Raw genomic sequence first — 23835 nt, 5'->3', positions numbered from 1 at the left:
GGCGACAAGCCGGATGCCCGCCCCGGCGTCGGCCGTCAACGGCCAGACGCCCGCACCGTGGCGCCGGAGGGAGGTGTGCCATGACAACCTACATCGTGCTTATCAACTGGACCGAGCTCGGCGCCTCGCTGGAGGATATCCGCCGGCGCCTGCACGCGACCGATAGCGAAGGCCGGCTGCTCGTTGGCGCCGACGTGGCGATCGCGGTCTGGCGGCTCACGCCGGGCGAGGGGTGGCTGGCGTCCCTGTTCGGTAACGTGATCGCGCTGCCTTTGACGCGCATCGCCTATGACCGTTTCGCCGACCTCCTCTACGCCTGGAACCGGCGTAAGGGCCGTTGGTAGCGCTCTCGGCCCAGCCGTACGAAGACGCATAAGCGGTCTTGGCGCACCGTAAGATACATCTTAAGATATATCTTGACTCTGAAAGCGGTGCGCCTTACTTACGATGTATCGTAAGATATAACTCAAGGAGCAATCCATGCACAAACAAGGTCACTTCGGGCACAACCACTTCGGCGAGCGCATGTTCATGCACATGGCCGGCAAATTCGGCGGCCGCGGAGGCGGCGGCTTTGGCCCGTTCGGCCATGGCGGCAGGGGCGGCGGACGCGGCGGCCCGGGCGACATGTTCCGTGCCGGGCGCATGCTGGCCGACGGCGATCTCAAGCTGATCACGCTGTCGCTTCTGGCCGATGCGCCGCGCCACGGCTACGACATCATCAAGGCGCTGGAAGAGCGCACCAGCGGCGTCTACAGCCCGAGTCCGGGCGTGGTCTATCCGACGCTGACCTTCCTGGAGGAGGCGGGCTACGCGGTGTCCTCGAGCGAAGGCAACAAGAAGGTGTTTTCGATCACCGAAGCCGGCAAGGCGCATCTGGACGAGAATCGTGAGATGATCGACAGCGTGCTCGACCATCTTGAGCGTTTCGGCCGCAAGATGGCCGCGGCGCGTGAATGGTTCGGCTGGGGCGACGACAAGGACGACGGGCGCCGCGGCCGCTCGGAAACGCGCGACCGGTTCCGCGCGCTGCGCCACCGGCTGCGCGCCGCGCTCGGCGACATCGCCGACGCGCCGGAAGACAAGCAGGCCGAGGCGATCAGCATCCTGGAAGACGCCGCCGAGGCGATCGAGGCCTTGGCTCGCCGCTAAGATATTCTCACAGGGAAACCCAAAAGCCCGGATCGCTCCGGGCTTTTGCATTCAGTCCGTGATCGGCAAGGGCAGGGGATCAATCCTTGCCGACATATTCGCTGATCAGCTTCTCGTTGCGCGCCTTCTCGATCTTGGCGGTGGTCTCGGCCGCGATCCGCTCGTCGGTGCGGTACTTGACCAGGTTCACCAGGCTGCCGGTGAGCAAGAGGACGCCCATCGCCCAATAGCCTTTGGTCGAGAGGTCGACCGGCGCCAGCCACAGCGACAGGGCCAGCATGAAGTAGGCGGCGCCCACCGACACGGTGTTGAACAGGATGTAGGTCTGATTGCCGTTCATCGTGGTGTTCCTTTGGTTTGATCTGTTTGGAATTCCGGGTTCAGTTCAGCGATTTCAGGCGTGCCAGGACATGCTCAGCGCGCACCTTGGTGGCAGGTCCGTGGCCTGCTTCGGCGAGGCGTTCGCGGATCGCCTCGTGGCGCAGCTCGCCGTCGATCTCGTCGAGGATGCCGGCTTCCTCGAATGGATCGCTGCTGTCCTTGATGCGGGCTAGCAGTTCCTCCGCTTCGTTGATGCTCGCCGTGCGGCCGATCGAACGGTTGAGGCGGGACTGCGCCTTGCGTTCGGCATCGATCGCCCTGGCGGAGATCATGCCCTGGTTGAGATCGATGATACGGCGATGCGCCCGTTCGACGGACAGTCGCATCCGCAAGGTCTTCTCGCCGAGGCTCTTGACCGTGGCGCGGCGGACCTCGCGCTCGTTCTCGAGTTCGGCGATCGCGGAAGCGCCGCCCTCGGCAAGCGCCTGGTTGTTGGCCGAGAGCGCGCTCAGCGTGCGAGTCTCCAGATCGGCGATGCGGCGATCGAGCTGGTCGAGGCTGGTCTGCTCGGCTCGCTGGCGCACGATCAGCGAGGCGAGCGTCTGCTTGGCGGCGGCAAGGCCCGCCTCCGCGTCGCGGATACGCTGGGCCAGAAGGTCGATGGCAAAACGGTCCTTCAGATTGTCCTCGGCCCGGGCGCTGGCGCCGTCCAGCAATGTCTTGATCAGACTAAGCATGGTCTACTCCCTGTTGCTGTGAACAATGTTCACGATGTCAACATAGCAGGAAATGAACACTGTTCAAGAATTATTTTGAACGCTGTTCATGAGGTGTTGGGCATGGTAAACGCGGGAATGAATCCGGCCGGGTGCACCGGCTCCGGAGACAAGAACAGGAAAGAGCATGGCGCTGGACAAGGAAGAGATGAGCGAGAAGGTGCTCGTCATTGCCGAGGCGCTGCTCAACGAGGGCGGCGCCGACAATCTGAAGGCGCGCACCATCGCCGAGCAGGCCGGCATCTCCGTCGGATCCGTCTATAACCTCTTTGCCGATCTCGACGAGGTGCACCGCGCCGTCAACATGCGGCTGCTCGACCGGTTGGGCGCGACAGGCTTGGCGGCGATGGCCGATCTCGAGGGGCAAGGGGTGACCGATGTCCGGCATCGCATCCTGGCGATGGCGGCCGCCTATGTGCGCTTCGTGGAGGCGCATCCCGGCAGTTGGCCGGCGGTGCTCGCCTTCAACCGCCGCCGCGCCACGCGGCCAGGCCCGGACGCCTATGACGCGCTGCTCGACGCACTCTTCGACATCGTCGCCGGCGTGCTCAAGGCCGGAGATTTCGACCTCGACGACGACCGCCGCGCGCTTGCGGCGCGGACCTTGTGGTCAAGCGTGCATGGCATCGTGACCAGTGGCTATGTGGCGAATTCGAACAGCCGGCAGGCCGAGGAGATTTGGCACCAGGTCGAGCTTCTGGTCGGCGTTTTCGTCAAGGGGCTGGAACACGGCGGCGCATTCGCGCATGCTGAGACGAAGCCTGCGTGAACAGGGGCCTGCGCGAACAGGGGATGCCGTGATTCTTCTTGTGTGGGCGTGAATGGGAGTTTTGAAAAATGTCTTTTCTGAAGAAGCTTTTTGGCGGCGGCAGTAGCGAGGCAACGGAGACTGGCTCCGCCAAGCCGGCCAAGCAGGTCGAGCACAAGGGATTCCTGATCAGCGCGACGCCCTACAAGGCTGACGGCCAATACCAGACCTGCGGCGTCGTCTCGAAGGAAGTGGACGGCGTGATGAAGGAGCACCGCTTCATCCGCGCCGACCGCTTCGCCGGGCTGGACGACGCCGTCGACATCTCGATCAAGAAGGGCATCCAGTTGGTCGACGAGCAAGGCGAGCGGATGTTCGGCTAGGCCGTGATGGCGTTTCGTTGAATCGCCATCACGGCCTAGCTCTTTGTTGGAGCATGATCTTTCTCCGAAAACCGGTTCCCACTTTTCGGGATCATGCTCTAGGCGTTACGGCGGCTCTTTGCCTTTCGTCGATCAGAACGAAACCTTGTCGCCGCCCTTGAGCTGCAGGATTTGCCGCGCCTCGTCGGGCGTGGCGATCGACGCGCCGAGGCCTTCGATGATCTGGCGCACCTTGGTCACCTGTTCGGCGCTGGAACGGGCTAGCTTGCCCTTGCCGATCCACAGCGAATCCTCCAGGCCGACGCGCACATTGCCGCCCAGCGCGATGGCCTGCGTGGCGATCGGCAATTGGTGGCGGCCGGCGCCTAGCACCGACCAGTGATAGTCGTTGCCGAACAGGCGGTCGGCGGTGCGCTTCATATGGGCGACGTCCTCCGGATGCGTGCCGATGCCGCCGAGGATGCCGAACACGCTCTGGACGAAGAACGGCGCCTTGACCAGGCCGCGCTCGACGAAATGCGCCAGCGTGTAGAGGTGGCCGATGTCGTAGCACTCGATCTCGAAGCGCGTGCCGTTGTCGGCGCACGTGCGCAAGATGTGCTCGATGTCGCCGAAGGTGTTGCGGAAGATGCGGTCGCGCGAGGATTCCAGATAAGGCCGCTCCCAGTCATGCTCGAAGGTCTTGAAGCGCTCCAGCATCGGGAACAGCGCGAAATTCATCGAGCCCATGTTGAGCGACGCGACCTCGGGGGCGAACACCTTCGCCGGCCTGACGCGCTCTTCCACGCTCATCGTCGCGGCGCCTCCGGTGGTGATGTTGACGACGCAGTTGGAGCGCTGCTTGATGACCTGCAGGAACGGGGCGAAGGCCTCGGTCGACTGGTCGGGGCGCCCGTCGACCGGGTTGCGGGCGTGGAGGTGGACGATCGCCGCGCCCGCCTCGGCCGCCTCGATCGCGGCGGTGGCGATCTCTTGCGCCGTCGCCGGCAGATGCGGCGACATTGACGGCGTATGGATTGAGCCTGTGACCGCGCAGGTGATGATGATCTTGTTCAGGTTCGCCACTTCGTATGCCTCGATCTCTTCGTTATCTGACTGCGCCTATTTGACAGCGCCTTGCGTGATGTCGGAAATGAGCTGCTTCGACAGCACGATATAGAGCAGGGTAATCGGCAGCGCCGCCAGTGTCAGCCCGGTGAACAGCACCCCCCAGTCGGTGGTGAATTCGCCGACGAACACGGTCAGCCCTTGCGGCAGTGTCTTCAAATTGTCGGAAGTGATCAGCACCAGCGGGAAGAAAAAGTCGTTCCAGATCGGCACCGCGTTCTGGATCGCCACGATGACCAGCGCCGGCTGGGGGCAAGATACAGAAAAAGGCAGGCGCTGGTGGGCGCCTGCCTCTTTCACTTTCGGGATCGGCGATCAGGCCGCGGCTGCGACCTGACTGGCGTTGGCGGCAGCGATCGCATCGACCTTGGCGGTGGCCTTGGCCAGCGCGGCTGTGACCGCATCGGCACCCATGCCGACGCCTTCGACGCGGATGACTTCGACGTCGGTCATGCCGAGAAAGCCGAGCACGCTGCGCAGGTAAGGCACGGCATGGTCCATCTGCACCGCGGCGCCTTCGGAATAGATGCCGCCGGAAGCGAGCACGATATAGACCTTCTTGCCGTTGACGAGGCCCTTCGGGCCGCCTTCACCATAGGCAAAGCTCTTGCCCGAGCGGGCGACATGGTCGACCCAGGACTTCAACGTCGAGGAGATGTTGAAGTTGATGAAGCCGGTGGCGAGGATAACCGTGTCGGCGGCGAAAAGTTCGTCGAGCGCGGCGTCGGAAACGCCGACGACCTCGGCCTGGCGCGGCGTGCGTGCTTCGGCCGGCGTGTAGATGCCGGTGGCGTAGTCGGGATCGATATGCGGCAACGGATTGGCGACCAGATCGCGCACGACAAGCGTGTTGGACGAATCGGCGGCAGCGAGCTTCTGGGCAAGATCGGTGGCGACGCGCGTCGAATGCGAAGCGGCGCCGCGCGGGCTAGAGGTAACGAGGAGAATAGACATGGCGGTGTCCCCTTGGGGGTTGGATTGAAACTTTCCACCCCAATATGGGATTGCTCTCCATCAGGATAACTGGTATAAAATGTATACAATCCATCAACAAAACGGATGGAGAGAGCATGCAACCGAACCCGACATTGGATCAGCTCCAAATCCTGGTGGCGGTGGCTGACACCGGCAGCTTCTCGGCCGCGGGGCGCAAGCTCAACCGGGCGCAGTCGGTGGTGAGCTACGGCATCGCCAATCTCGAGGCGCAGCTCGGCCTGAAACTGTTCGAACGCGAAGGCGTGCGCGAGCCGCAACTGACCGATGTCGGCAAGGCGATGCTGGAAGACGCGCGGCGCATGATCGGGGTGCTGCATCGCATCCGCTCGCGCGCCGACGGCTACCGGCAAGGGCTGGAGGCAGAAGTGGTGGTGTCGGTTGACGTGGCGCTGCCTTCACCGGCGCTGGTGCACGTGCTCAAGGCCTTCGAGGCCCAGTTCCCGGCGGTGATGTTGCGGCTTTATATCGGCTCGCTCGGCCTGATCGTCGACCAGGTCCTCAACGGCCAGTCGGATCTCGGCTTCGGCGGCCTGCACGGCGATGCCGACGTCAATCTGCTGCGCATAGGCTTCACTTCGATGGTGCCTGCGGCGGCACCCGATCACCCATTGGCCAAACTACCGAAGCCGGTTGCCGTCGAGGACCTGCGCGAGCATATCCAGCTCGTCGTCTCCGACCAGTCGGAGCGGACGCGCGGGCGCGACTACGGCGTGTTTGCCTATCGGACCTGGCGATTGACGGATGTGCGCACCAAGCATGCTTTGATGCGCGAAGGCCTCGGCTGGGGCGGCCTGCCGCGCTGGCTGATCGCCGACGATCTTGCCAGCGGCCGGCTGGTCGAGCTCGATCTGGAGCCCTATCGCGAGGTGCGCTCCCCGCTTTATGCCATGCACCGCACCGACCGCAGTCCCAAGCCGGCGGCATCCTGGCTGATCGACGAGTTCAAGCGGCAGCTCGGCTGCTTCAACGAGACGGAGCCGGGCGTCTGGACGGAGGAGGAACCGGAGACAAGCCGTCCATGAGCGCGATCATCACCGCGCGGTAGTCCTCGCCGGACGCGCCGGCCTCGATGGCTAAAGCGGCCCGATCGAAGGCGGCCGCCAGCAAAGCGGTCAACGCGTCGGCCGGCAATCTGGTCATTGCCTGCGCGCGCATCGCAGCGACCAAACCTTCGCGCAGCGAGCGATTGCCGTGGCGATTGTCGATCTCGTCCATGGCGGCGCGGCCGAGCACGGCCGGCCCGTCGAGCAGCAGGAGCCGCGTGCGGCCGGGCGCTCGCATTGCCTCGAGATAGGCGTCCGAGCCGGCGATCAGCGCGTCACGCGCGGATAGCGACGGCGGCGAGGCATGGTCGATCTCCGCCGCCACGGCCGCTGCCTCCTGCTCGACGACCGCCGCGAACAGCGCCTGCTTGTCGGCGAAATGATGGTAGAGCGCGCCGCGCGTCACGCCCGCCTCGGCGACGATCTCCGGCGTGCCGGTCTCGGCATAGGATTTTTCCGTGAACAGCCTTCGCGCCGCGCGGATCAGATCGGCGCGCGTCGCCTCGGTGCGGTCGCGGTTGGAGCGGCGTCCGGACTCCTGTTGCATACATGCAGCCTGTATGTTATTTGTATTTACATACAGACTGTATGTTGGATGAGAGGAGAAGGGAAGATGAAGACGACCAGCTATTATCCGGTGCTGATGACGGACGATGTCGCTGGCACGGCGGCCTTTTACGTCGAGCATTTCCGCTTCACCCCGCTCTTCGAGAGCGACTGGTATGTGCACCTGCAGTCGGTCGAGGACAGGCGCGTCAACCTCGGCGTCGTCCAGGGCGACCACGAGACGATCCCGCAAGAGGGACGCGGGCGCGCGTCCGGCCTGCTGATCAATTTCGAGGTGCGCGATCCCGACGCGGTCTATGATCGGGTCGTCGCCGCTGGCCTGCCGATCCTACGCTCGCTCCGCGACGAGCCCTTCGGTCAGCGCCATTTCATCACCAGGGACCCCAATGGCGTGCTGATCGACGTCATCAAGCCGATCCCGCCAAGCGAGGAGTTCCTGGTGCAATATGCCGAAGGCGCGGCCGGGGGCTGAACCGGAATCCTGGGCCTCAGCTCGCCCGCGCCACCGGCGTCACCGCCACCTGGCTGACGCCCGTGCGGCGCACGACGGTGCAGAGCGTCTCGCGGCCGATACGCTCTGCATCGAGCATGCGCACGAGGTCGTCGACGCCGGTGACCGGCCGGCCGTCTATTGCCGCGATGATGTCGCCTTCCTTCAGTCCGGCCTTGGCGGCGGGACTGTCCTTCTCGACGCTGCGCAGGCGCACCGCCGTGTTCGTGGTCACTTGCGACAAGAGCGCGGCCCGGCGCGGCAGGTTGGTCGTGTCGGCCGAGACGCCGATGAAGGCGCGGCGCACGCGGCCGAAGCGGATGATCTCCGAGATGACGAAATTGGCGGTGTTGGAGGCGACCGCGAAGGCGATGCCCTGCGCGCCGTGGATCATGGCTGTGTTGACGCCGATCACCTCGCCCGCCGACGACACCAGCGGTCCGCCCGAATTGCCCGGATTGAGCGCGGCATCGGTCTGGATGACGTCGTCGATCAGCCGCCCGGTCGAGGCGCGCATCGAGCGGCCGAGCGCCGAGACGACGCCGGCGGTGACGGTCCATTCGAAACCGAGCGGATTGCCGATAGCGATGGCGATCTGGCCACGACGCAGGCGCTTGGAATCGCCGAGCGGCGCGATGTCGGCGAAATTGCCGTCGGCACGCACCAGCGCGATGTCGGTGTCTGGATCGCGGCCAAGCACGTGGCCTTCGCGCGAAGCGCCGTCCGGCATGGTGACACGCACGGCGCGCGCATCGCCGACGACATGGAAATTGGTGACGACGAGACCGTCCTGCGCGATGACGAAGCCGGAGCCGTGACCGCCGGCGCCGATGCGCTCGATGCGGCAGACCGCCGGACCGATGCGATCGACGGCGTCGGCAACCGATGCCGAATAGGCGTCGAGCAAGGTGTCATCGGATGGAAGTTTCTCGGCTGCGAAAGCCATCGGCGTGTTCCCTCGTGGAATGATGACTATATGTGCGGAGCAGTCGCAATTGCCGCGACCTGACCAGATGGCCAGTCCGGCCGGCGACTAGCCGTCAGGCGAGTACCCGCGGCGGCATTACCGAGCGATATCTGGGTCAGCCAACCCAGGAGACAGTCTTATGAGCGACTTCAACCTCAGTGCCTTTTCCGACGCGATTGCCGACGTCGCGGCCACCGCTGCCCCCGCGGTGGCGAGTTTCGTCACGCACCATCACCGCACCGCGAGCGCCTTCCACTGGCGCGACGGTTTCTTCGTCACTGCCGAGGAGGCGGTCGAAGCCGGCGAGGAGATCGAATTGACGCTGGCTTCCGGCGAGTTCGTCAAGGCCGAGCTTGTCGGGCGCGATCCTTCGACGGGCGTTGCCCTGCTGAAGCCGGCTTCCGCTTCCGCCGGTCTCCCGCAACTGGCTCAGGCCGGCGCCGTGCGTCCCGGCCACATCGCGATTGCGGCCGGCAACAGCGATGGCGCCGCGCTTGCGGTGTTCGGCACCGTCGGCGAGGTCGGGCCGGCCTGGCGCTCGATGCGCGGCGGCACGATCGATCGGCGCATCAACCTTGCCATCAACACCGGCGGACGCTTCGAGGGCGGGCCGGTGCTCGACGCCAAGGGCGGCGTGATCGGCATGCTCTTGTTCGGACCGCGCCGGCGGGCGCTGGTCATGCCTTACGAGACCATCGAGCGCGCGGTCGCGACGCTGCGCGAGAAGGGTCATGTCGCGCGCGGCTATCTCGGCGCCGGGCTGCATCCGATCCGCAATGGCGACACGAAGGGCGCCATGGTGATGAGCCTCGACGATAACGGCCCGGCCAAGGCCGCCGGCCTGCATGTCGGCGACATCATCGTCGCCTGGAACGGCGAGGCGGTGCATGGTCCGCGCGAGCTTATCCGCAAGCTCGGGCCGGACAGCGCGGGCACCACCGTGACTCTAGGCGTTTCGAGCGGCGGCGCGGAGCGCGACGTGTCGATCACCATCGGCGAGAAACCGCTGAGCTAAGAGGGTCTATTGGCAAACAGCGCAGCACAAGCGATCGCGAGACCGGAGCCGGCAACTCACCGGCTGACGGTGCTGGTCGCGCTCGGCGATGCCCAGCGCGCCGAGCAACTTGCCGATGCGCTGGCCGCGAGCGACGATCTGGCGCCGGCCTTGGCTGGAAGCGGCCTCGGCCAAATGGCGGATGTCGCCATTGCCGATGAGGCCGGCCTGGAAAGCCGCGTCGTCAGTTCGGCCACGCCCATCGTCCTGCTTTCGCGGCGTGCGGGCAGCGAGCGGGCGGCGGACAATGTGCTGGCCGTGCTGCCTGTCTCCGCAGATGGCCTGCTGATCGCCGCCGCTGCACGATTGGCGGCGTCAGGCTACCGCGTCGGCAAGGCGCCGCCGTCGGAGGTCGCGCATGGCGATTTCCACGATGACGAGCTTGCCGGGGAAGAGACGCCTGACGACAACCAGCCTCGCCCGGCTTTGTCGCCGCGCGAAGCTGAAGTGCTGGCGCTGCTGGCCGAAGGCGCGCCGAACAAGATCATCGCCCGGCGGCTCAACATTTCCGTCCACACGGCGAAGTTCCACGTCGCCGCCATCCTGATCAAGCTCGGCGCCGCCAACCGGACAGACGCCATCGCCATCGCCATGCGGCAGGGGCTGGTGCTGGTCTGACGCCTCAAATAGCGGGTTCGATATCGGTGAGCCGAAAATCGTCCCCCTTGAACAGCAGCGGCATCGCTTCGAGCCGGGCGGTGGCGTAAGCGATGCAGTCGCCAAAGTTCAACGCTGCGGGATGACGACCCTTGCCGTAGCGCAGGAAAGCGTGGCGCGCGACGGCGGCGTGGTCGGCGGTGAAGGCGATCGTCTCGATCGATGCCGTACGCAGGAAGGCGTCGAACGGCTCCAGGATTTCATCCTGCCACCCACCGGCGAGCACCATGCTCGTTTCGAGAAGGGTGGGCGCTGCGATCAATCGCCTTGTGGCATCCGCAATCGCCCGCACGAAACGATCATGACCCGGCTCGGCGCGGAGGATCGCGACCAGGGCCGATGAATCGATGATCATCGCGTCGGGATTCCAAGATTGTCGTAACCGAGGATTTCATCCTCGGTCATCGCATTTTCCCGCCTCGGGATCTGCGCGCCGCTGTCCGAAATCGCCATCAGACGTTGAAAAAGGTCGCTGCTTTCGTCGCGAGGCACAAGCCGCTCGCGCGCAACTTCGCGCTCGAGGGACTGGCGGATCGCCTCCGTTACGGACACGCGACGGCGGCGGGCAAGCTCGCGTGCCAATTGCTCGACTTCCATATTCTTGATCGACAGGGCCACTATGTGTTCTACACTTTTGTCTATAATATATATCTCTTCGCAAGGCTCGGCAAGGCTCCGCAGCGTCATCACGGACCACACGCGCGCGCCCTTGTGTCTGCAGGTCGGCGCAGGCAAGGATCGCACCGACGAATGACAAGGAGGCGAAAGATGTCGCTCAACGGAAAGACGCTGTTCATCTCGGGCGGATCGCGCGGCATCGGGCTGGCGATCGCGTTGCGCGCGGCGCGCGACGGCGCCAATGTGACGATCGCGGCCAAGACCGCCGAGCCGCATCCCAAACTGCCGGGCACGATCTATAGTGCCGCCGAGGAGATCGAACAGGCAGGCGGCAAGGCGCTGCCGGTGCTGTGCGACATTCGCGACGAGGCGCAGGTCGCCGATGCGGTGGCAAGAACCGTCGAGCGGTTCGGCGGCATCGACATCTGCGTCAACAATGCCAGCGCCATCCAGCTTACCGGCACGCTGGAGACCGACATGAAACGCTACGATCTGATGCACCAGATCAATACGCGCGGCACGTTCCTGGTCTCCAAGATGTGCATTCCCCACCTTAAGTTGGCAGAGAATCCTCACATCCTGAATCTGGCGCCGCCGCTCGACATGAAAGCCAAGTGGTTCAAGAACCACGTCGCCTACACGATGGCCAAGTTCGGCATGTCGATGTGCACGCTTGGCGTGAGCGCGGAGTTCGCCGGAGCCGGCATCGCGGTCAATTCGCTATGGCCGATCTCCACCATTGATACCGCGGCCGTGCGCAATCTTCTGGGCGGCGCAACAGTCGCCGCGATGAGCCGCTCGCCCGACATCATGGCCGACGCCGCGCACGCGATCTTCCTTCGCCCGTCGCGCGAAGCGACCGGCAATTTCTACATTGACGAAGAGGTTCTGCGCGCCGAAGGCGTGACCGATTTCTCGATCTATGCACCGGGCGCCAAGGGGGCGCTTGCCGGCGATTTCTTCGTGCCGGACGAGGTGTTCGACCGCACGGATACCGAGATACGGAATCTCTACTGACGGAAATCGAGCGAGCGTCGCTTCATCTCGATGAAGCGCTCGAAGTCAAACGGCTCCGGATCCCCGGATCGGTCACCCTCGTCGATTGCCTTGCGAAGCCGTTCGAGCTTCGAATGGTCTTCAGGTTCTTCCATAGCGTCACTCCGCGGCCTTCTTGCGTTTCGCCAACGCCATTACCCGGTCGATATAGGCCAGCATCAGTGCCGAAAGCACGAAAGCCAAGTGCATGATGGTCAGCCACATCAGTTGCTCCGTCGTGTAGGAAGCGTGGTTGAGAAAGACCTGCAAAAGGTGGATGGAGGAGATCGCGACGATGGTCGAGGCGACCTTGACCTTCAGCGAGCCGACATCGATCGTGCCCAGCCAATGGACCTCGCCGTCCTGCTCGTCGAAGCGGCTGACGAAGTTCTCGTAGCCCGAGATGATCACCATCACCACCAGCGAGGCGACAAGCGCGGCGTCGATCAAGCCCAACATCTTCAGGATCGTGTCGGTGTCGCCGAGCGTGAAGGCGCTCATCACGAACTCATAAAGCTTCTTGCCGAAAGAAAGCGCGTAGATCGCCAGCGCCACGCCGAGCCCCAGATAGAAGACCACCAGCAGCCAGCGCGAGGCCAGGATGACGGATTCGATGGCGAGTTCGAGACGCTTCATGAAGGCTTCCGGTCAAATTGCGATAGAGGGTATTTCGGCCAGATAGGGCCGGCTTTCAAGACAAAAAACCCCGCCGGGGAGGGGACCCGGCGGGGCTCAGTATGTCCCGCTGGAGTCGGGACAGGGCAGGGAACGCCCTGACGGAATCTGGGTGTCGCAATGCGGCGATTCAATGAGCAGGGCGGGTGAGGCAGGACAATTCTTCTTGAGCCAGGAAAAGAAAGGCCCGTCCGGAAACGGACGGGCCTTGTCTCTTGGGCTGATTCGAAAAACCTTGTCAGGCCTTTGGAATCACACGCTCATTGCTGGTCGCTGTTGCTCGCCACCGGCGCCACCAGCGAGGTGATGCGGCGGATGGCGACACGCCGGTTCTCGCGGTTCGGTCCAGGCGTGTTCACCTTGAGATATTCCTCGCCATAACCCTGCGTGGTGAGGTTCTCGGCCGGGATGCCGAAGGCGTTGGTGAGCGCCTCGGCGACCGCCTCGGCGCGACGGTCCGACAGCGCGAGGTTCGCATCCGGCGTGCCGACGGCGTCGGTGTGGCCTTCGATCAGGAAGGTCTCGGCCGGGTTCTTCTTGAGCAGTTTTTCGATAGCGTTGGCGACGCCATCGAGCTTCTGCACCTCGGTGTCGGAAATGGTGGCCGAGCCGAAGTCGAAGTTCAGCGTGTCGAGATCGATACGCCGGGCGATGTCGCGCACGCGGGCCGATCGCTTGACCTCGTCGATCGAGTAGAGACGCTGCACCTTTTCCACCGGCGGCTGCTCGAGGAAGGTGTAGTAGTCGTCGTCGCTCTCGACATCCTCGGAATCGAGGATGTAGTCCCGGCGCGGGATGTCGAGCCGCATCGGTGGCAGGTCGTCGCCGGGATCGCGCCACTCGTCGACATCGTTATAGTAGCGCTCGTCGACATAGCTCAGCACATATTCGCGGCCATCCGATGTAATGCGCGATCGCCGGATGACGTCGCCATTACGGTTGCGGACGGTGATGATCCTGACGCCGTTGTCGCGCTCCACGATTTCGCGGGTGCGGCCGCCTGAAAGATCCTCGTAGTAAACATCCCTGGCGCCGCGGGTGATGCGGGGCGCCTCGTTGCTTTCCACGAAGGTCTGGTTGTTGAACTGGAGGATGACGCGGTCGCCGAGCTGCTTCACGACGTCCGTGCCCTGCGGCCGGCGACGCTCGCGGACAATCTGGTCGGGCGTAAGCTCGATCCGCTTGCCTTTCTCCTGGTCCACTGGGGCGATCTTTTCGGGCTTGATCGCCTGCTGCGCCGACTTGTCGTCGGTGGGCGGCGGACCCAGGTCGACCGGAGCCGGCCTCTGCGCCTGCTCGCCGCCTTGCTGCTGCCCGGCTTGATTGGCGTTCTGGCCATTGCCCGCCTGGCCATTTTCGGTTTGAGCGCCACCGGTCTGGGCACCGCCGTTCTGGCCGTTATCATTGCGACCCCGGCGCTTGCGCACGGCATCTTTCTGGCTGTCCAGGACAGGTGCCTCGTTCGGATTGGCGGTTTCGCCCTGCGCGGCGTTGCCACCGGTGGCCGGTTGGTTGTTGTTCGCGGGCTGATTGCCATTGGCTGGCTGTTCGCCGGTCGCGGGTTGCTGCTCGCCGGTCACGGGCTTGCGGCCGATCTTTGTCTGCTCTCCGGTCTTTGGCTGTTCGCCCGTGGTGGGTTGTTCGCCTGTCGCGGGCTGTTCACCCGTCGCCGGCTGTTCCGCGTTCGGTTTCTTGCCGCGCTTCTTCTTGTCCTGGGTCTGTTCGCCCTGGACCGGCTGCTCGCCATTCTGCAGCGGCTCGGCCTGCGGCACGGGTTCGCCTGCCGGCGCGGTCTTCTGGGTCGGCTCGTTCGCCGGGGTCTGTCCGGCCGGAGCGGTCTCGTTCTGCTGGTTCTGCCGGTGCTTCTTGCGACCCTGGTTGCCGCCTTGCTGGTTGTCGTTGGCGGGGGCGGTCTGTTCGGTCGGTGCCGCCTGCTCGCCGGCCTGACCGGCCGGCTCGCTCTGCTGCTGATCGTGCTTGCGCTTCTTGCGACCCTGGTTGCCTTGCTGCTGGTCGCCGGCGGCAGGCGCGACCTGTTCAGCGGGCTGCTGGTCGGCCGGCGCCGCTTCGATCTGCTGCTGTTGGTCGCGCTTCTTGCGCGGTTTGAATTGCTGCTCGGCCGGGGCAGCTTCCCCGGACTGGCCATTATCCATCTGCTGCTGCTCGTGCCGTTTCTTGCGTGGCTGTTGCTCGGACTCGGCGGGTGCTGCTTGTTCAGCCGGCGCCGATTCGCTTTGCTGCTGCTGTTCGCGCTTCCTTTTCCGCGGCTGTTCCCCCTGTTGGCCGCCACCGGCCTGGGCGCATTCCTCGGCCGACTGGCCTTCGGCGCAGGCGGCCTGCGCGAGAATGAGTGGCGCGCCGTGCAGGCTGCCAGAAGCGACGCCCCCCTGCAGCGGGTACGCGCCCAACGGCGCGGATGCCATAAGCAGGCCGATTGCTGTGCCCGCCAGAATCCGTGGTTGGCGTTTCATATCGATTTTCTCCTAATGGGGTCCCATCCCTGCCCAAACTTTCATCAACCATAGTTGGTTCCGTCAGGCATTGGCGCCAGCCAAGGATGCCTGGCCGGCCTTTTGAAGGCAATTTCGTGTTTTTCTAATGTTGATACCGGGTCAGCGTGACAGGAGTGCTTGACCGGAAGGCCGCGGAGGGCCAAATCCAGCCGAATGACAGCGCCATTTTGGAAAACCAAGACGCTTGAGGCGATGACCCCGGCCGAATGGGAATCGCTTTGCGACGGCTGCGGCAAATGCTGCCTGTCGAAGCTCGAGGACGAGGATACCGGCGAGATCTTCTGGACGAGCGTCGGCTGCAGGCTGTTCGACGCGCAGAACTGCCGTTGCTCCGACTATGCCAACCGCCTGGCGCGGGTGCCCGATTGCGTCGGCCTGACGCCGCAGAATGTGCGCACCATCACCTGGCTGCCAAAGACCTGCGCCTACCGGCTTATCGCCGAGGGCCATGATCTCTATTGGTGGCACAGGCTTGTTTCGGGAAGCGCTGAGACCGTGCACGAGGCCGGCATCTCAATCCAGGGCCGTGTGAAGGTCAAGGAAACCGATCTGGCCGAGCCCGACGACTACTTTGATTACATACTGGACGACGAACCGTAACGAGCTCGCATCTGGATGACGAACCCTGCGGGTTCGCGTTTTTAGGACGAGCGACGAGCCCTGACGGGCTCGCGTTTTGATGACGAACCGTAACCGGTTCGCAACGTATATTGATGACCAACGCTGAAGGGTCCGTGTTTAAGGACGAACCGTGATGAGGTTCGCGTTTGAGCACTGCGAGCGACGAACCCCTGGCGGGTTCGCGCTACATGAACCGGACATGAATGGTTGGTTCGCGGAAAGTTCAGACACAAAATGGCATTTTCCAATCATCGGTTCTACGGGCGAAAGCCCACAACAAGGAGAGAAGACGATGTTCAACACGATCAAGACGGCAGCCCTTTCGGCCCTTGTCGGGCTTGGCGCTTTGGCCGCCATCCCGGCGCATGCGGACAGCCTCTATCTCGGTTTCGGGGACAGGCACGACCCGCGTTTCGGCATCTATACGGGCGACGATGACGGCTATCGCCGCGACTGGCGCCGTGACCGTGACCGTGACCGTGACCGCGACTGGCGCGGTTGCTCGCCGGACCGCGCCCTCGACAAGGCCGAGCGCATGGGTCTGCATCGCGCGCGCATCGTCGACATGAGCCGCCGTACCGTGAAGGTGGCCGGCCGCCAGTATGGCGACCGTGTCGTGGTGGTGTTCGCCAACGAGCGCGGCTGCCCGATCATCTATCGCTGAGACTGGAGCTTGATATGATCCTCAGTGAGGATCGCCTGCGGGATTGATCTTCTGCGAAGATCAATCCCAAAGCATGGATGAGCTGAAAGGACGATCCTCTTCGAGGATCAGCTATCAGATATGATCTTCTGCGAAGATCAATCTTGAGTAGCGGAGCCCCTCAAATGAGGCGCGGCTCCAAAAAGCCCCGGAGGATGATTCCTCCGGGGCTTTTGTTAACGGCATGCCCGCGACTGGGCCGGGCGTCACTTCAGCTCGAAGGTGACCGTGACCTGGACGTTGTAGGAATTCTCGCCCGCCTGCACCGGCACGGCCGAACGGGCCGCATCGAACGACTTGGCCGCCATCGGCATCGGCACCGGCGCGATATTCTGGTCGGTGATCTCGAGCACCTTGCCCAGGCTGACGCCGGCCGCTTCGGCGAGCGTCTTTGCCTTGGCCATCGCGTCGGCGACGGCCTTCTTGCGCGCCTCGGTGATCGTCGCCTTCGGATCGTCATTGGTGAAGGCGATGCCGCCACCCTGGTTGACGCCGAGCGACACCGCCTTGTCCAGAATCTCGCCCGTCTTGTCGACGTTGCGCACGCGCACCGACAGCGTGTTGGTCACCTGATAGGCGACGAGTTGGGCTTCCTGGCTGCCGTCGGCCTTGTTGGTGTAGTTGTAGCGCGGGTTGATCTGGATGCCGGCGGTCTGCAGGTCGCGGTCGGCAATGCCTGCGGATTTCATCGCCGCGATCACCGCCGCCATGGCGTCGTTGTTGGCATCGAGCGCTTCGCGCGCGCTCTTTGCCTCGCGCATGACGCTGAGCGAAAGGATCGCCATGTCAGGCGCCACCGTCGCTTCGCCTTCGCCGGACACGATGATGCGGGGCGGGGGCTGGGTATCGGCGGCGCTTGCCAGCGCCGGGAACGCGACCGCTGCAGCGAGCGCGATGGGCAAAAGATGTCTGGTCATGAAAACTCCTCGAAGTCTGCGGTCCGCCGCCCGTGCCGCATCTCACTCGACCCGCAAAGGCGCCGATTCCCTGCGATGCGGTGCGTGGGCCTGGACCTGTTCACGCGCCTTATGGGCGCAAGCCGCTCTACGCAGCGAATATGGGCTGATTTTGACGGTTCCCGCCAGAGCTTTCGAAAGCCTTGTGCGGACGAGCGAAAAACACTAAGCCAGCCCGCGTGGGGCCTGTAGCTCAATGGTTAGAGCCGGCGGCTCATAACCGCTTGGTTGGGGGTTCGAGTCCCTCCGGGCCCACCATAACCGTTGATTCGATTGCAAAAAAACGCGGCTTTGCCCCCGGCTTGCCCGTGCTTTGCCCGCGCCCCAAAAACTCGAGCCCAGACGCCTTCCTTCGTTAGTGCCGATTGCCGAGCCAGAAGCCAAGGGCGTAGCAGATGCGAGCGGCGGTGCCGATTGGATGGCGCTCCTCGAATTTCTCTCGAATTGCCTCCTGTCGGAAACAACAGCGGTCATGCCCGGATGTTCCCGTCGTCCATTCAGAAATTACTCCCCTTGTTTCCAGTGCGAGCACCGTCAAGGGACTGGCCATCGGAACAACGAGCCGAAAGGGATGTTTCCGTTGAGCGATAACGGAGAAGAGCGATGCCTACCGAATATGAAAGCGGCGCACGAAAGCCCGAAACCAAGGACCGACCGGATCCGAATGACGACTTCTCGCAGGAAGCAGTAGCCAACAAGAGGCCAACCGGCGGCATGGGCCTGACGCGACCGGTCGGAGAAGTGGAAGATCGGACACGCCAGAGCGACGGACAGCGGCAACCGACACCCAGCCCATCGACAGACAAGACGTCCGGCCCCGGGCCCGCCGTCTCGGAACACTCGAAAGACGCCAAGGCGCCAAAAGCGGGCCGCCAGCCTGGAGCCTATGTGAAGGAATAGTCATGCCTGGCCTGGTCGGCCTCTTTTCGCCAGATGGGGGTGACATGGTGAAGTTCCTCAAGGACAACGGCCTGCTGATCGCTGTCTTCGGCATATTTATCGGCTGCCTCGTCGGCCAATCGATCGCCGGCTACTTTGCCGATCAGCAGGATCGGCTGATGCATGGCCTCTCCAGCCGGTCGCTCGTCGCCTTCCTGGGATCAGGCGAGTTCCTCGAAAGCGTCTTCGAGAACTGGGAAAGCGAGTTCCTGGAGAAATGGGCCTATGTCTTTCTGACCGCCTACCTGGTGCAACGGGGCTCAGCGGAATCGAAGGACCCGGACGCGAGCTCACTCGAGGACGAAGATCCGAAATCGCATAGGCATGATCCCAACACGCCGTGGCCGGTAAGACGAGGGGGCGCGGTCCTCTGGGCGTACTCTCATTCGCTCGGGTTCGTCCTCTTGCTGATTTTCGCGTTCACCTTCGTGATCCACCTTTGGCAAAGCACCCGTCATGCGAACGACCAGGCGATACAGCATGGGCAGCCGGGGGAATCCCTGTTGGCGCATCTCGCTTCCGGCCAATTCTGGTTCGAGAGTTTCCAGAACTGGCAGAGCGAATTCCTGTCGACGGGCGTGCTGGTTTTGCTGGCCATATGGCTGCGCGAGCGCGGCTCGCCGGAAAGCAAGCCGGTCGCCGATCCACATGACAAGACCGGCCATTGAGTAGCGCCGTTTCTAATCGCCACCCGGCAGGACCGAACTCAAGACCTGCCTGACCGTACCGCCGACGACCTTCGCCTCGCTGGGGTCGCCCTTGGCCAGTGCGGTGGTGAAATTCCTGACCTGCTTGAGCGTGAAGTGCGGCGGTAGCGGCGGAACTTCGGGGTCGGTTTTGACCTCGAGCACGACCGGCCGGTCGGAGAACAACGCATCGTCCCAAGCCTGACCGAGATCGCCGGGCCGATCGACGAAGATGCCCTTAAGACCAATGAGTTCCGCGAAGCGGTGATAAGGCACATCGGGAATGCGTTGCGAGGCTTCAAATTTCGGATCGCCTTCCATCACGCGCTGTTCCCAGGTGACCTGGTTGAGATCCTCGTTGTTGTAGACACAGATGACGAAGCGCGGGTCCACCCAGTTCTTCCAGTATTTCTGCACGGTAATGAGTTCCGCCATGTTGTTCATCTGCATGGCGCCATCACCGACCAGCCCGACAACCGGGCGGTCGGGATGCGCGAACTTGGCCGCGATCGCGTACGGAACGGCGGCGCCCATCGAGGCGAGGCCGCCGGACAAAGAGCACATCATGCCGCGCCGGATCTTCACGTCGCGAGCGTACCAGTTGGCGCAGGAACCTGAGTCGCTGGTGAGGATCACGTCGTCCGGCAGCCGGGTCGAAAGCTCCCAGGCGACGAGTTGCGGATTGACGGGACTGGCCTTGGCGTGGGCGCGCTTGCCGAGCAGCTTCCACCATTCCTCCACGTTTCCCTCGATCTCGTCGCGCCACTCGCGCGTCTTTTTCTGCTTGAGCAGCGGCAGCAAGGCGCCGAGCGTTTCGGCCGCATCACCGACAAGGGTGACATCCATGGGGTATCGCAGCGACATCATCGCAGGGTCGAGGTCGATCTGCACGCCGCGTGCCTGACCTTCTTCCGGTAGGAACTCGGAATAGGGAAAGCCAGATCCGATCATCAGCAGCGCGTCGCATTCCTGCATCAGCTTCCATGACGGCTCGGTGCCGAGCAGGCCGATCGATCCGGTCACCCAGGGCAAAGCGTCGGGCAGCACCGCCTTGCCGAGAAGCGCCTTGGCGGCGCCGGCGCGCAACCGGTCCGAGACGGCGATGACCTGATCGGTCGCGTCGAGCGCTCCCGCGCCGACCAGCAGCGCCACGCGCTCCCCACCGTTCAAGATGTCGGCGGCGACTTTCAGATCGTCATGATGGGGAACAATCTTCGGTCGCCGATAGCCGGCGCCGGAATGCACCGTGCCATGGACGCGCGCCGGCTCCTCATAAGGCAATTCCTGAAGATCGTTCGGAAGGATCAGCGCCGTGGCGGTCCGCTTTGCCAAGGCGATCCGCACGGCCCGGTCGACGAGATGGCGGACCTGCGCGGGCACGGAAGCCTGATGGACAAATTCGCCGGCAACATCCTTGAACAGCGCCGCCAGGTCTACCTCCTGCTGGTAGTGGCCGCCGATCGCCGCGCGTGCCTGCTGGCCGACGATGGCAAGGACCGGCTGGTGGTCCATGCGCGCATCGTAGAGGCCGGTGACCAGATGGGTGGCGCCTGGCCCGGATGTGGCGATGCAGACGCCAAGCTCACCGCTGAACTTGGCATAGGCAGATGCCATGAAAGCGGCCATTTCCTCATGCCGCGCCTGGATGAATTCGATCTTGTCCATGGCTCGGCCCAGCGCACCGAAGACGCCGTTGATGCCGTCGCCGGGGTAGCCGAACATCCTGCGCACGCCCCAGCTGTGGAGGCGGGAAACCAGGAAATCTCCGACGGTTTTGGCCATGACCGACCTCCGATCGCAAAGGCAAAAGACGAGAGCCGCCCCGGCGAGGCGGCTCAAGTCGGCGAAAGCTTACTTGTTGAGGCTGTTGGCCATGTCCAGATGATGCTGGAGATGCGGCAGCGTTACCGCTGCCCAGGCCTTCAGGTCCGCCTGCTCACCGGCGTCGCCGTAGCGCTTGAAAAGATCGACGGCGTCTTCATGGGCGTCGACCTGGATCGAGTGGTACTGCTTGGTGAAATCGGCGCCCTGCAGTGCCTTGAGATCATTGAGCGTCGACTGCTGTTTGTCGGTCATAGCGGTCGGCAGCGTTGCTTTGACCTTCCCGCCGGTTACCAGGCCCTTGAGGTCGGATGTGGTCTTCTCGTGATCGGTAACCATCTGTTGCGCGAAAGCCTTAGTCGCGTCGTCGGCGCGTTCGAGCGCGAGCTTGCTCGACTCGATTTCGAACATGTCGCTAGTCGCCGCTTCCGTCACGAAATCCTGTGTGGAGGGCGCGACGCCCAGCACCGAATTGACGCCAGTCTTTTCCGTCGTGGATGGAGCAGGCGCGTTGGTTTGAGCGAACGCCGAAGTGGCGAGAAAGGCGGCGGCAAGAGCCAAAGGCAAGCGTGTCATGGCTGTCTCCTATGATGCTAGCTCAACCGGGGCATCACAGGCTTTGTTCCCCCTCGAAACGAATAACCCTGATCGAGATGTCTATATCTCGTCGAAACGGCTGCCTTCCTTGGAAGGATCGCGCGACAGCACCCGTTCCTCCGCGTCGTCGGGAAGGGCTTCGTCGCTCTCCTGATCGCGATTATCGTCATTCTCCTCGGATGAGGCACCCTCGGTCTCGCGCAGATCATGGTGGGGGCTTCGGCTTCATCCTGCTTTTCGGATCGCTTGGTACGGGGATCCATGGCGTTCTCCAAATGCTGAGAGGTTCCGTTGACCAATTCCCCGCAAGGCCGTTGGTTCCACTGGCGCTTTTCCCGGCAGGCTGGCATCTGCGCTTGAGTAAGGAACGCCAAAGCCAGGTTCCGACTTATCGTGCGAAACCGGGAACGCTCATGCCTCGCAAGCTCGATCTTAGGAGCGGCACGCCTGGCCGCAGGCCGCTATGATCTGGGAGGCCTCCGACCCCTATCTTTATCTGCGTGCCACCTCTGGCGGGCGCGTGGTCTGCGGAGGTGAGGAGATTTCATCGACGAGGAAAGGCGCGATGCCTTGACGCCCGAAAAGATCGAGCGCCTCGAGAAGAAGCTTGCGCGGATTTTCCGATGCTCGACACGATGGCGCGTTTCGCCTGGAGCGGCTCGTTCGGGGTCACCGGCACCGGTCTTCCCATTATTGGCAGCGTGCCCGGTCATCCGCGCATTCATGCGGTAATGGGTTATGGCGGGAACGGGATCACATTTTCACAGATTGCCTGCGAGATCGTTTCCGCTTCCATCACCGGCGCACAGGACGCGGACGCAGATCTCTTCGCTTTCAAAATGTGAGCTGGAGCGCCATCGCACGAGCGGATCAAAACTATTCGATCTGCTCGAAGGTACACTGGCGCGGCGCCTTATCCGGCCGCCAGCGCAAGAGCCTGGTCCCGTGCCGGAAGCGATCGCCGGTAACGTGGTCGAAGCGGACTTCGACGACCAGTTCGGGCCTAACCGGCTCCCACTTTCCGCTGCGCTCGGTGCTCCAGCGGCTCGGGCCGCCCGGCGCCTTGCCGGTGAAGCCTGGTCCGCCGCGCAACGTCTCGAGTCTCGCGGTGAGAGCCGCCCGCTCGTCATTGGCGATGGTCGAGGTGAAGCCGACATGATCGAGCTGCCCGCTGTCATTGTAGAGGCCAAGCAGCAGTGATCCAGCTTGCCGTATGCCATTGAGATAGCGAAAGCCGCCGACCACGCAGTCGGCCGTGCGCAGCCGTTTGACCTTGATCATCGCACGTTCGCCGGGTCGATACGGCTCGTCGAGCGGCTTGGCGACGACACCGTCTGTCGAACCATGGCCCGAGCCCCTCAGCCATTGCTCGGCAATTGCAATGTCGGTGGTCGACGGCGATAGCCGCAGTGATCCGGCTGCGTGGCCGGACAAGAACTGCTCCAATGCCCGGCGCCGGTCCGCCAAGGGCACCTCGAGGAGGATCCTGCCATCTGGCGCGGCAAGCATATCGAAAAGGATCAATTGCGCCGGGGTCTCCACGCTCAGCTTGCGAATGCGGCTTTCCGCGGGATGAAGCCGCATCTGCAGCGCGTCGAAGGAAGCGCGTCCGTCGATCTCGATCACGATCTCGCCATCGACGACGAAGTTCCTGGCGTCGAGGCTTTGAACCACGGCCTTCAGTTCCGGGAAGTAACGGCCGAGCGGCTTGCCGGATTTCGCCCGAAGATCGACGTCGTCCTTGCCCTTGAAGGCAAGGCAGCGAAACCCATCCCATTTCGGCTCGTACTGCCAAGGCCCGTTCGCCCTCGGCAACACTTCGGCAGTTCGCGCTTCCATCGGCGGCGTATCCAGGGGCAAGGGAAAGCTGTTCGCGCGCGCCGCTACCATTGCTCTTCCGTTTCGCGATGAGGGAGGTCGATGCCGCAGCAGACCCAGCCGAGGCGCTGCGAGGATCCGTAATTGTATCGCGGCTCGAGTTCGGCCGCATTGTCGAAGGTCCCGACGTGCAGTGCGATCTCGTTGACGGCGGCGTCATACGCCAGCGTAAGCGGAGAACCGCATGTCTGGCAGAATCCGCGTTTGGCAAGAGGCGATGACCTGCGAAAGCAAGGCTTCTCGCTTAGCCAAGACACGTCGGAGACAGGCAACCACGCCAACACCGCGAAGGCGCTGCCCGTCGCGCAGCGGCACATGTCGCAATGACAGTAGTGCACGCGTGGGTCGCCGGTCACACGGTAACGGATCTTGCCGCAGAGGCATCCGCCTGAACGTTCGCCGGTCGGGTTGGTGAGAGTCTCTGTTTCATCCATCCAGCTTGAACGCGCTTCGTGGACTGTGGTTTCCGAAGGGAACAGCCAACAAAGCTGGGCGTTGTCCAACATTCCGAGGATCAGGACTTGAGCCCCAA

At 63.6% G+C, this 23835-nt stretch carries 30 protein-coding genes, 1 tRNA gene and 2 pseudogenes; 15 read left to right on the top strand and 18 right to left on the bottom strand.

Annotated elements, in window-relative coordinates; genetic code table 11:
* Positions 1-119: 119 nt before the first annotated feature.
* Positions 120-344, top strand: a pseudogene (locus FJ956_RS01100) (DCC1-like thiol-disulfide oxidoreductase family protein); the annotation flags it as partial.
* A 136-nt stretch (positions 345-480) separates the two neighbouring features.
* Positions 481-1152 (top strand): PadR family transcriptional regulator, encoded by a 672-nt coding sequence (locus FJ956_RS01095; RefSeq protein ID WP_140675900.1) that lies wholly within the window; start codon positions 481-483, stop codon positions 1150-1152.
* A 79-nt stretch (positions 1153-1231) separates the two neighbouring features.
* On the opposite strand, the gene FJ956_RS01090 is transcribed toward FJ956_RS01095, so the two are convergent.
* Together FJ956_RS01090 and FJ956_RS01085 are read right to left on the bottom strand one after the other, a co-directional pair.
* The gene (locus FJ956_RS01090; protein WP_140675897.1) at positions 1232-1492 is read right to left on the bottom strand and encodes a YiaA/YiaB family inner membrane protein; all 261 of its coding nucleotides are present in this window, start codon (positions 1490-1492) and stop codon (positions 1232-1234) included.
* A gap of 40 nt (positions 1493-1532) precedes the next feature.
* Positions 1533-2210, bottom strand: coding sequence for a PspA/IM30 family protein (locus FJ956_RS01085; protein ID WP_140675894.1), 678 nt, complete (start codon positions 2208-2210; stop codon positions 1533-1535).
* 166 nt (positions 2211-2376) lie between these two features.
* Here FJ956_RS01085 and FJ956_RS01080 point away from each other — a divergent pair, with 166 nt between their 5' ends.
* On the top strand, positions 2377-3018 hold the full coding sequence (locus FJ956_RS01080; RefSeq protein ID WP_140675891.1) for a TetR/AcrR family transcriptional regulator: 642 nt from the start codon (positions 2377-2379) through the stop codon (positions 3016-3018).
* Between the two features lie 68 nt (positions 3019-3086).
* Positions 3087-3380: an HlyU family transcriptional regulator gene (locus FJ956_RS01075; protein WP_140675888.1), complete on the top strand. Its 294-nt coding sequence runs from the start codon at positions 3087-3089 to the stop codon at positions 3378-3380.
* A 132-nt stretch (positions 3381-3512) separates the two neighbouring features.
* Here FJ956_RS01075 and FJ956_RS01070 read toward each other — a convergent pair whose 3' ends face one another.
* The 3 genes from FJ956_RS01070 to FJ956_RS01060 form a co-directional block, all read right to left on the bottom strand.
* Positions 3513-4445: a 3-keto-5-aminohexanoate cleavage protein gene (locus FJ956_RS01070; RefSeq protein WP_140675884.1), complete on the bottom strand. Its 933-nt coding sequence runs from the start codon at positions 4443-4445 to the stop codon at positions 3513-3515.
* Between the two features lie 36 nt (positions 4446-4481).
* Entirely contained in the window at positions 4482-4718 is a 237-nt protein-coding gene (locus tag FJ956_RS01065) for a hypothetical protein (RefSeq protein ID WP_246672044.1), read from the bottom strand.
* A gap of 84 nt (positions 4719-4802) precedes the next feature.
* Positions 4803-5441, bottom strand: a complete 639-nt coding sequence (locus FJ956_RS01060) for an FMN-dependent NADH-azoreductase (RefSeq protein ID WP_140675881.1) — start codon at positions 5439-5441, stop codon at positions 4803-4805.
* A 116-nt stretch (positions 5442-5557) separates the two neighbouring features.
* Here FJ956_RS01060 and FJ956_RS01055 point away from each other — a divergent pair, with 116 nt between their 5' ends.
* The gene (locus tag FJ956_RS01055; RefSeq protein WP_140675878.1) at positions 5558-6505 is read left to right on the top strand and encodes a LysR family transcriptional regulator; all 948 of its coding nucleotides are present in this window, start codon (positions 5558-5560) and stop codon (positions 6503-6505) included.
* On the opposite strand, the gene FJ956_RS01050 is transcribed toward FJ956_RS01055, so the two are convergent.
* Positions 6447-7073, bottom strand: coding sequence for a TetR/AcrR family transcriptional regulator (locus tag FJ956_RS01050; protein ID WP_140675876.1), 627 nt, complete (start codon positions 7071-7073; stop codon positions 6447-6449). The genes FJ956_RS01055 and FJ956_RS01050 overlap by 59 nt on opposite strands.
* 66 nt (positions 7074-7139) lie before the next feature.
* On the opposite strand from FJ956_RS01050, the gene FJ956_RS01045 reads away from it, so the two are divergent.
* Positions 7140-7565 carry a VOC family protein gene (locus FJ956_RS01045; protein WP_140675873.1) on the top strand — a complete coding sequence of 142 codons (426 nt, stop codon included), beginning with the start codon at positions 7140-7142 and terminating at the stop codon, positions 7563-7565.
* Between the two features lie 16 nt (positions 7566-7581).
* On the opposite strand, the gene FJ956_RS01040 is transcribed toward FJ956_RS01045, so the two are convergent.
* Entirely contained in the window at positions 7582-8529 is a 948-nt protein-coding gene (locus tag FJ956_RS01040; RefSeq protein WP_140675871.1) for a trypsin-like peptidase domain-containing protein, read from the bottom strand.
* Between the two features lie 160 nt (positions 8530-8689).
* On the opposite strand from FJ956_RS01040, the gene FJ956_RS01035 reads away from it, so the two are divergent.
* Positions 8690-9565 carry a S1C family serine protease gene (locus FJ956_RS01035; protein WP_140675869.1) on the top strand — a complete coding sequence of 292 codons (876 nt, stop codon included), beginning with the start codon at positions 8690-8692 and terminating at the stop codon, positions 9563-9565.
* Between the two features lie 9 nt (positions 9566-9574).
* Positions 9575-10222 (top strand): helix-turn-helix transcriptional regulator, encoded by a 648-nt coding sequence (locus tag FJ956_RS01030; protein WP_181170171.1) that lies wholly within the window; start codon positions 9575-9577, stop codon positions 10220-10222.
* A gap of 4 nt (positions 10223-10226) precedes the next feature.
* Here FJ956_RS01030 and FJ956_RS01025 read toward each other — a convergent pair whose 3' ends face one another.
* Both FJ956_RS01025 and FJ956_RS01020 read right to left on the bottom strand, forming a co-directional pair.
* Entirely contained in the window at positions 10227-10616 is a 390-nt protein-coding gene (locus FJ956_RS01025; RefSeq protein ID WP_140675867.1) for a type II toxin-antitoxin system VapC family toxin, read from the bottom strand.
* Complete coding sequence (locus FJ956_RS01020; protein ID WP_140675865.1) at positions 10613-10879, bottom strand: type II toxin-antitoxin system VapB family antitoxin; 267 nt, start codon at positions 10877-10879, stop codon at positions 10613-10615. Before FJ956_RS01020 ends, FJ956_RS01025 begins: the two co-directional genes overlap by 4 nt.
* Positions 10880-11029: 150 nt before the next feature.
* Between FJ956_RS01020 and FJ956_RS01015 the strand changes: the two genes are divergently transcribed.
* Positions 11030-11896, top strand: a complete 867-nt coding sequence (locus tag FJ956_RS01015; protein ID WP_140675864.1) for an NAD(P)-dependent oxidoreductase — start codon at positions 11030-11032, stop codon at positions 11894-11896.
* Here the strand turns inward: FJ956_RS01015 and FJ956_RS01010 are convergent.
* The 3 genes from FJ956_RS01010 to FJ956_RS30770 form a co-directional block, all read right to left on the bottom strand.
* Positions 11890-12030: a type II toxin-antitoxin system ParD family antitoxin gene (locus tag FJ956_RS01010; RefSeq protein WP_140675862.1), complete on the bottom strand. Its 141-nt coding sequence runs from the start codon at positions 12028-12030 to the stop codon at positions 11890-11892. The genes FJ956_RS01015 and FJ956_RS01010 overlap by 7 nt on opposite strands.
* A gap of 4 nt (positions 12031-12034) precedes the next feature.
* Entirely contained in the window at positions 12035-12550 is a 516-nt protein-coding gene (locus FJ956_RS01005) for a TIGR00645 family protein (RefSeq protein WP_140675860.1), read from the bottom strand.
* 299 nt (positions 12551-12849) lie between these two features.
* Entirely contained in the window at positions 12850-13791 is a 942-nt protein-coding gene (locus tag FJ956_RS30770; protein WP_246672043.1) for an OmpA family protein, read from the bottom strand.
* A gap of 102 nt (positions 13792-13893) precedes the next feature.
* Here FJ956_RS30770 and FJ956_RS30765 point away from each other — a divergent pair, with 102 nt between their 5' ends.
* From FJ956_RS30765 to FJ956_RS00990, 3 genes are all read left to right on the top strand, one after another.
* Positions 13894-15114, top strand: a complete 1221-nt coding sequence (locus tag FJ956_RS30765; protein WP_246672042.1) for a hypothetical protein — start codon at positions 13894-13896, stop codon at positions 15112-15114.
* Positions 15115-15255: 141 nt separating this feature from the next.
* The gene (locus FJ956_RS00995) at positions 15256-15702 is read left to right on the top strand and encodes a YcgN family cysteine cluster protein (RefSeq protein WP_140675848.1); all 447 of its coding nucleotides are present in this window, start codon (positions 15256-15258) and stop codon (positions 15700-15702) included.
* A 313-nt stretch (positions 15703-16015) separates the two neighbouring features.
* The gene (locus FJ956_RS00990; protein WP_140675845.1) at positions 16016-16387 is read left to right on the top strand and encodes a hypothetical protein; all 372 of its coding nucleotides are present in this window, start codon (positions 16016-16018) and stop codon (positions 16385-16387) included.
* Positions 16388-16632: 245 nt separating this feature from the next.
* On the opposite strand, the gene FJ956_RS00985 is transcribed toward FJ956_RS00990, so the two are convergent.
* Positions 16633-17343: an SIMPL domain-containing protein gene (locus tag FJ956_RS00985; protein WP_140675841.1), complete on the bottom strand. Its 711-nt coding sequence runs from the start codon at positions 17341-17343 to the stop codon at positions 16633-16635.
* A gap of 221 nt (positions 17344-17564) precedes the next feature.
* On the opposite strand from FJ956_RS00985, the gene FJ956_RS00980 reads away from it, so the two are divergent.
* Positions 17565-17640 (top strand) — tRNA-Ile (locus tag FJ956_RS00980).
* A 626-nt stretch (positions 17641-18266) separates the two neighbouring features.
* Here FJ956_RS00980 and FJ956_RS30760 read toward each other — a convergent pair.
* Positions 18267-18446, bottom strand: coding sequence for a hypothetical protein (locus FJ956_RS30760; protein WP_246672041.1), 180 nt, complete (start codon positions 18444-18446; stop codon positions 18267-18269).
* Here FJ956_RS30760 and FJ956_RS00965 point away from each other — a divergent pair.
* Positions 18360-18989: a DUF6766 family protein gene (locus tag FJ956_RS00965; protein WP_348641048.1), complete on the top strand. Its 630-nt coding sequence runs from the start codon at positions 18360-18362 to the stop codon at positions 18987-18989. The two genes, FJ956_RS30760 and FJ956_RS00965, sit on opposite strands and share 87 nt — an antisense overlap.
* A gap of 12 nt (positions 18990-19001) precedes the next feature.
* Here the strand turns inward: FJ956_RS00965 and FJ956_RS00960 are convergent, their stop codons facing one another.
* Both FJ956_RS00960 and FJ956_RS00955 read right to left on the bottom strand, forming a co-directional pair.
* Complete coding sequence (locus FJ956_RS00960; RefSeq protein WP_140675832.1) at positions 19002-20789, bottom strand: thiamine pyrophosphate-requiring protein; 1788 nt, start codon at positions 20787-20789, stop codon at positions 19002-19004.
* A 69-nt stretch (positions 20790-20858) separates the two neighbouring features.
* Complete coding sequence (locus FJ956_RS00955; protein WP_140675829.1) at positions 20859-21404, bottom strand: DUF4142 domain-containing protein; 546 nt, start codon at positions 21402-21404, stop codon at positions 20859-20861.
* A 469-nt stretch (positions 21405-21873) separates the two neighbouring features.
* On the opposite strand from FJ956_RS00955, the pseudogene FJ956_RS00945 reads away from it, so the two are divergent.
* A pseudogene (locus tag FJ956_RS00945) lies at positions 21874-22270 on the top strand (FAD-binding oxidoreductase); the annotation flags it as partial.
* Positions 22271-22301: 31 nt separating this feature from the next.
* Here FJ956_RS00945 and FJ956_RS00940 read toward each other — a convergent pair.
* Positions 22302-23315, bottom strand: a complete 1014-nt coding sequence (locus tag FJ956_RS00940) for an ATP-dependent DNA ligase (protein WP_140675826.1) — start codon at positions 23313-23315, stop codon at positions 22302-22304.
* Positions 23309-23809, bottom strand: a complete 501-nt coding sequence (locus FJ956_RS00935) for a GFA family protein (RefSeq protein WP_140675823.1) — start codon at positions 23807-23809, stop codon at positions 23309-23311. The genes FJ956_RS00940 and FJ956_RS00935 overlap by 7 nt, the downstream gene beginning before the upstream one ends.
* Positions 23810-23835 lie beyond the last annotated feature (26 nt).

It is taken from the genome of Mesorhizobium sp. B2-4-3, assembly GCF_006442815.1.
GTDB lineage: Bacteria > Pseudomonadota > Alphaproteobacteria > Rhizobiales > Rhizobiaceae > Mesorhizobium.
The sequence above is the reverse complement of the archived record's forward strand: the minus strand, read 5'-3'. Positions and strand labels throughout refer to the sequence as shown.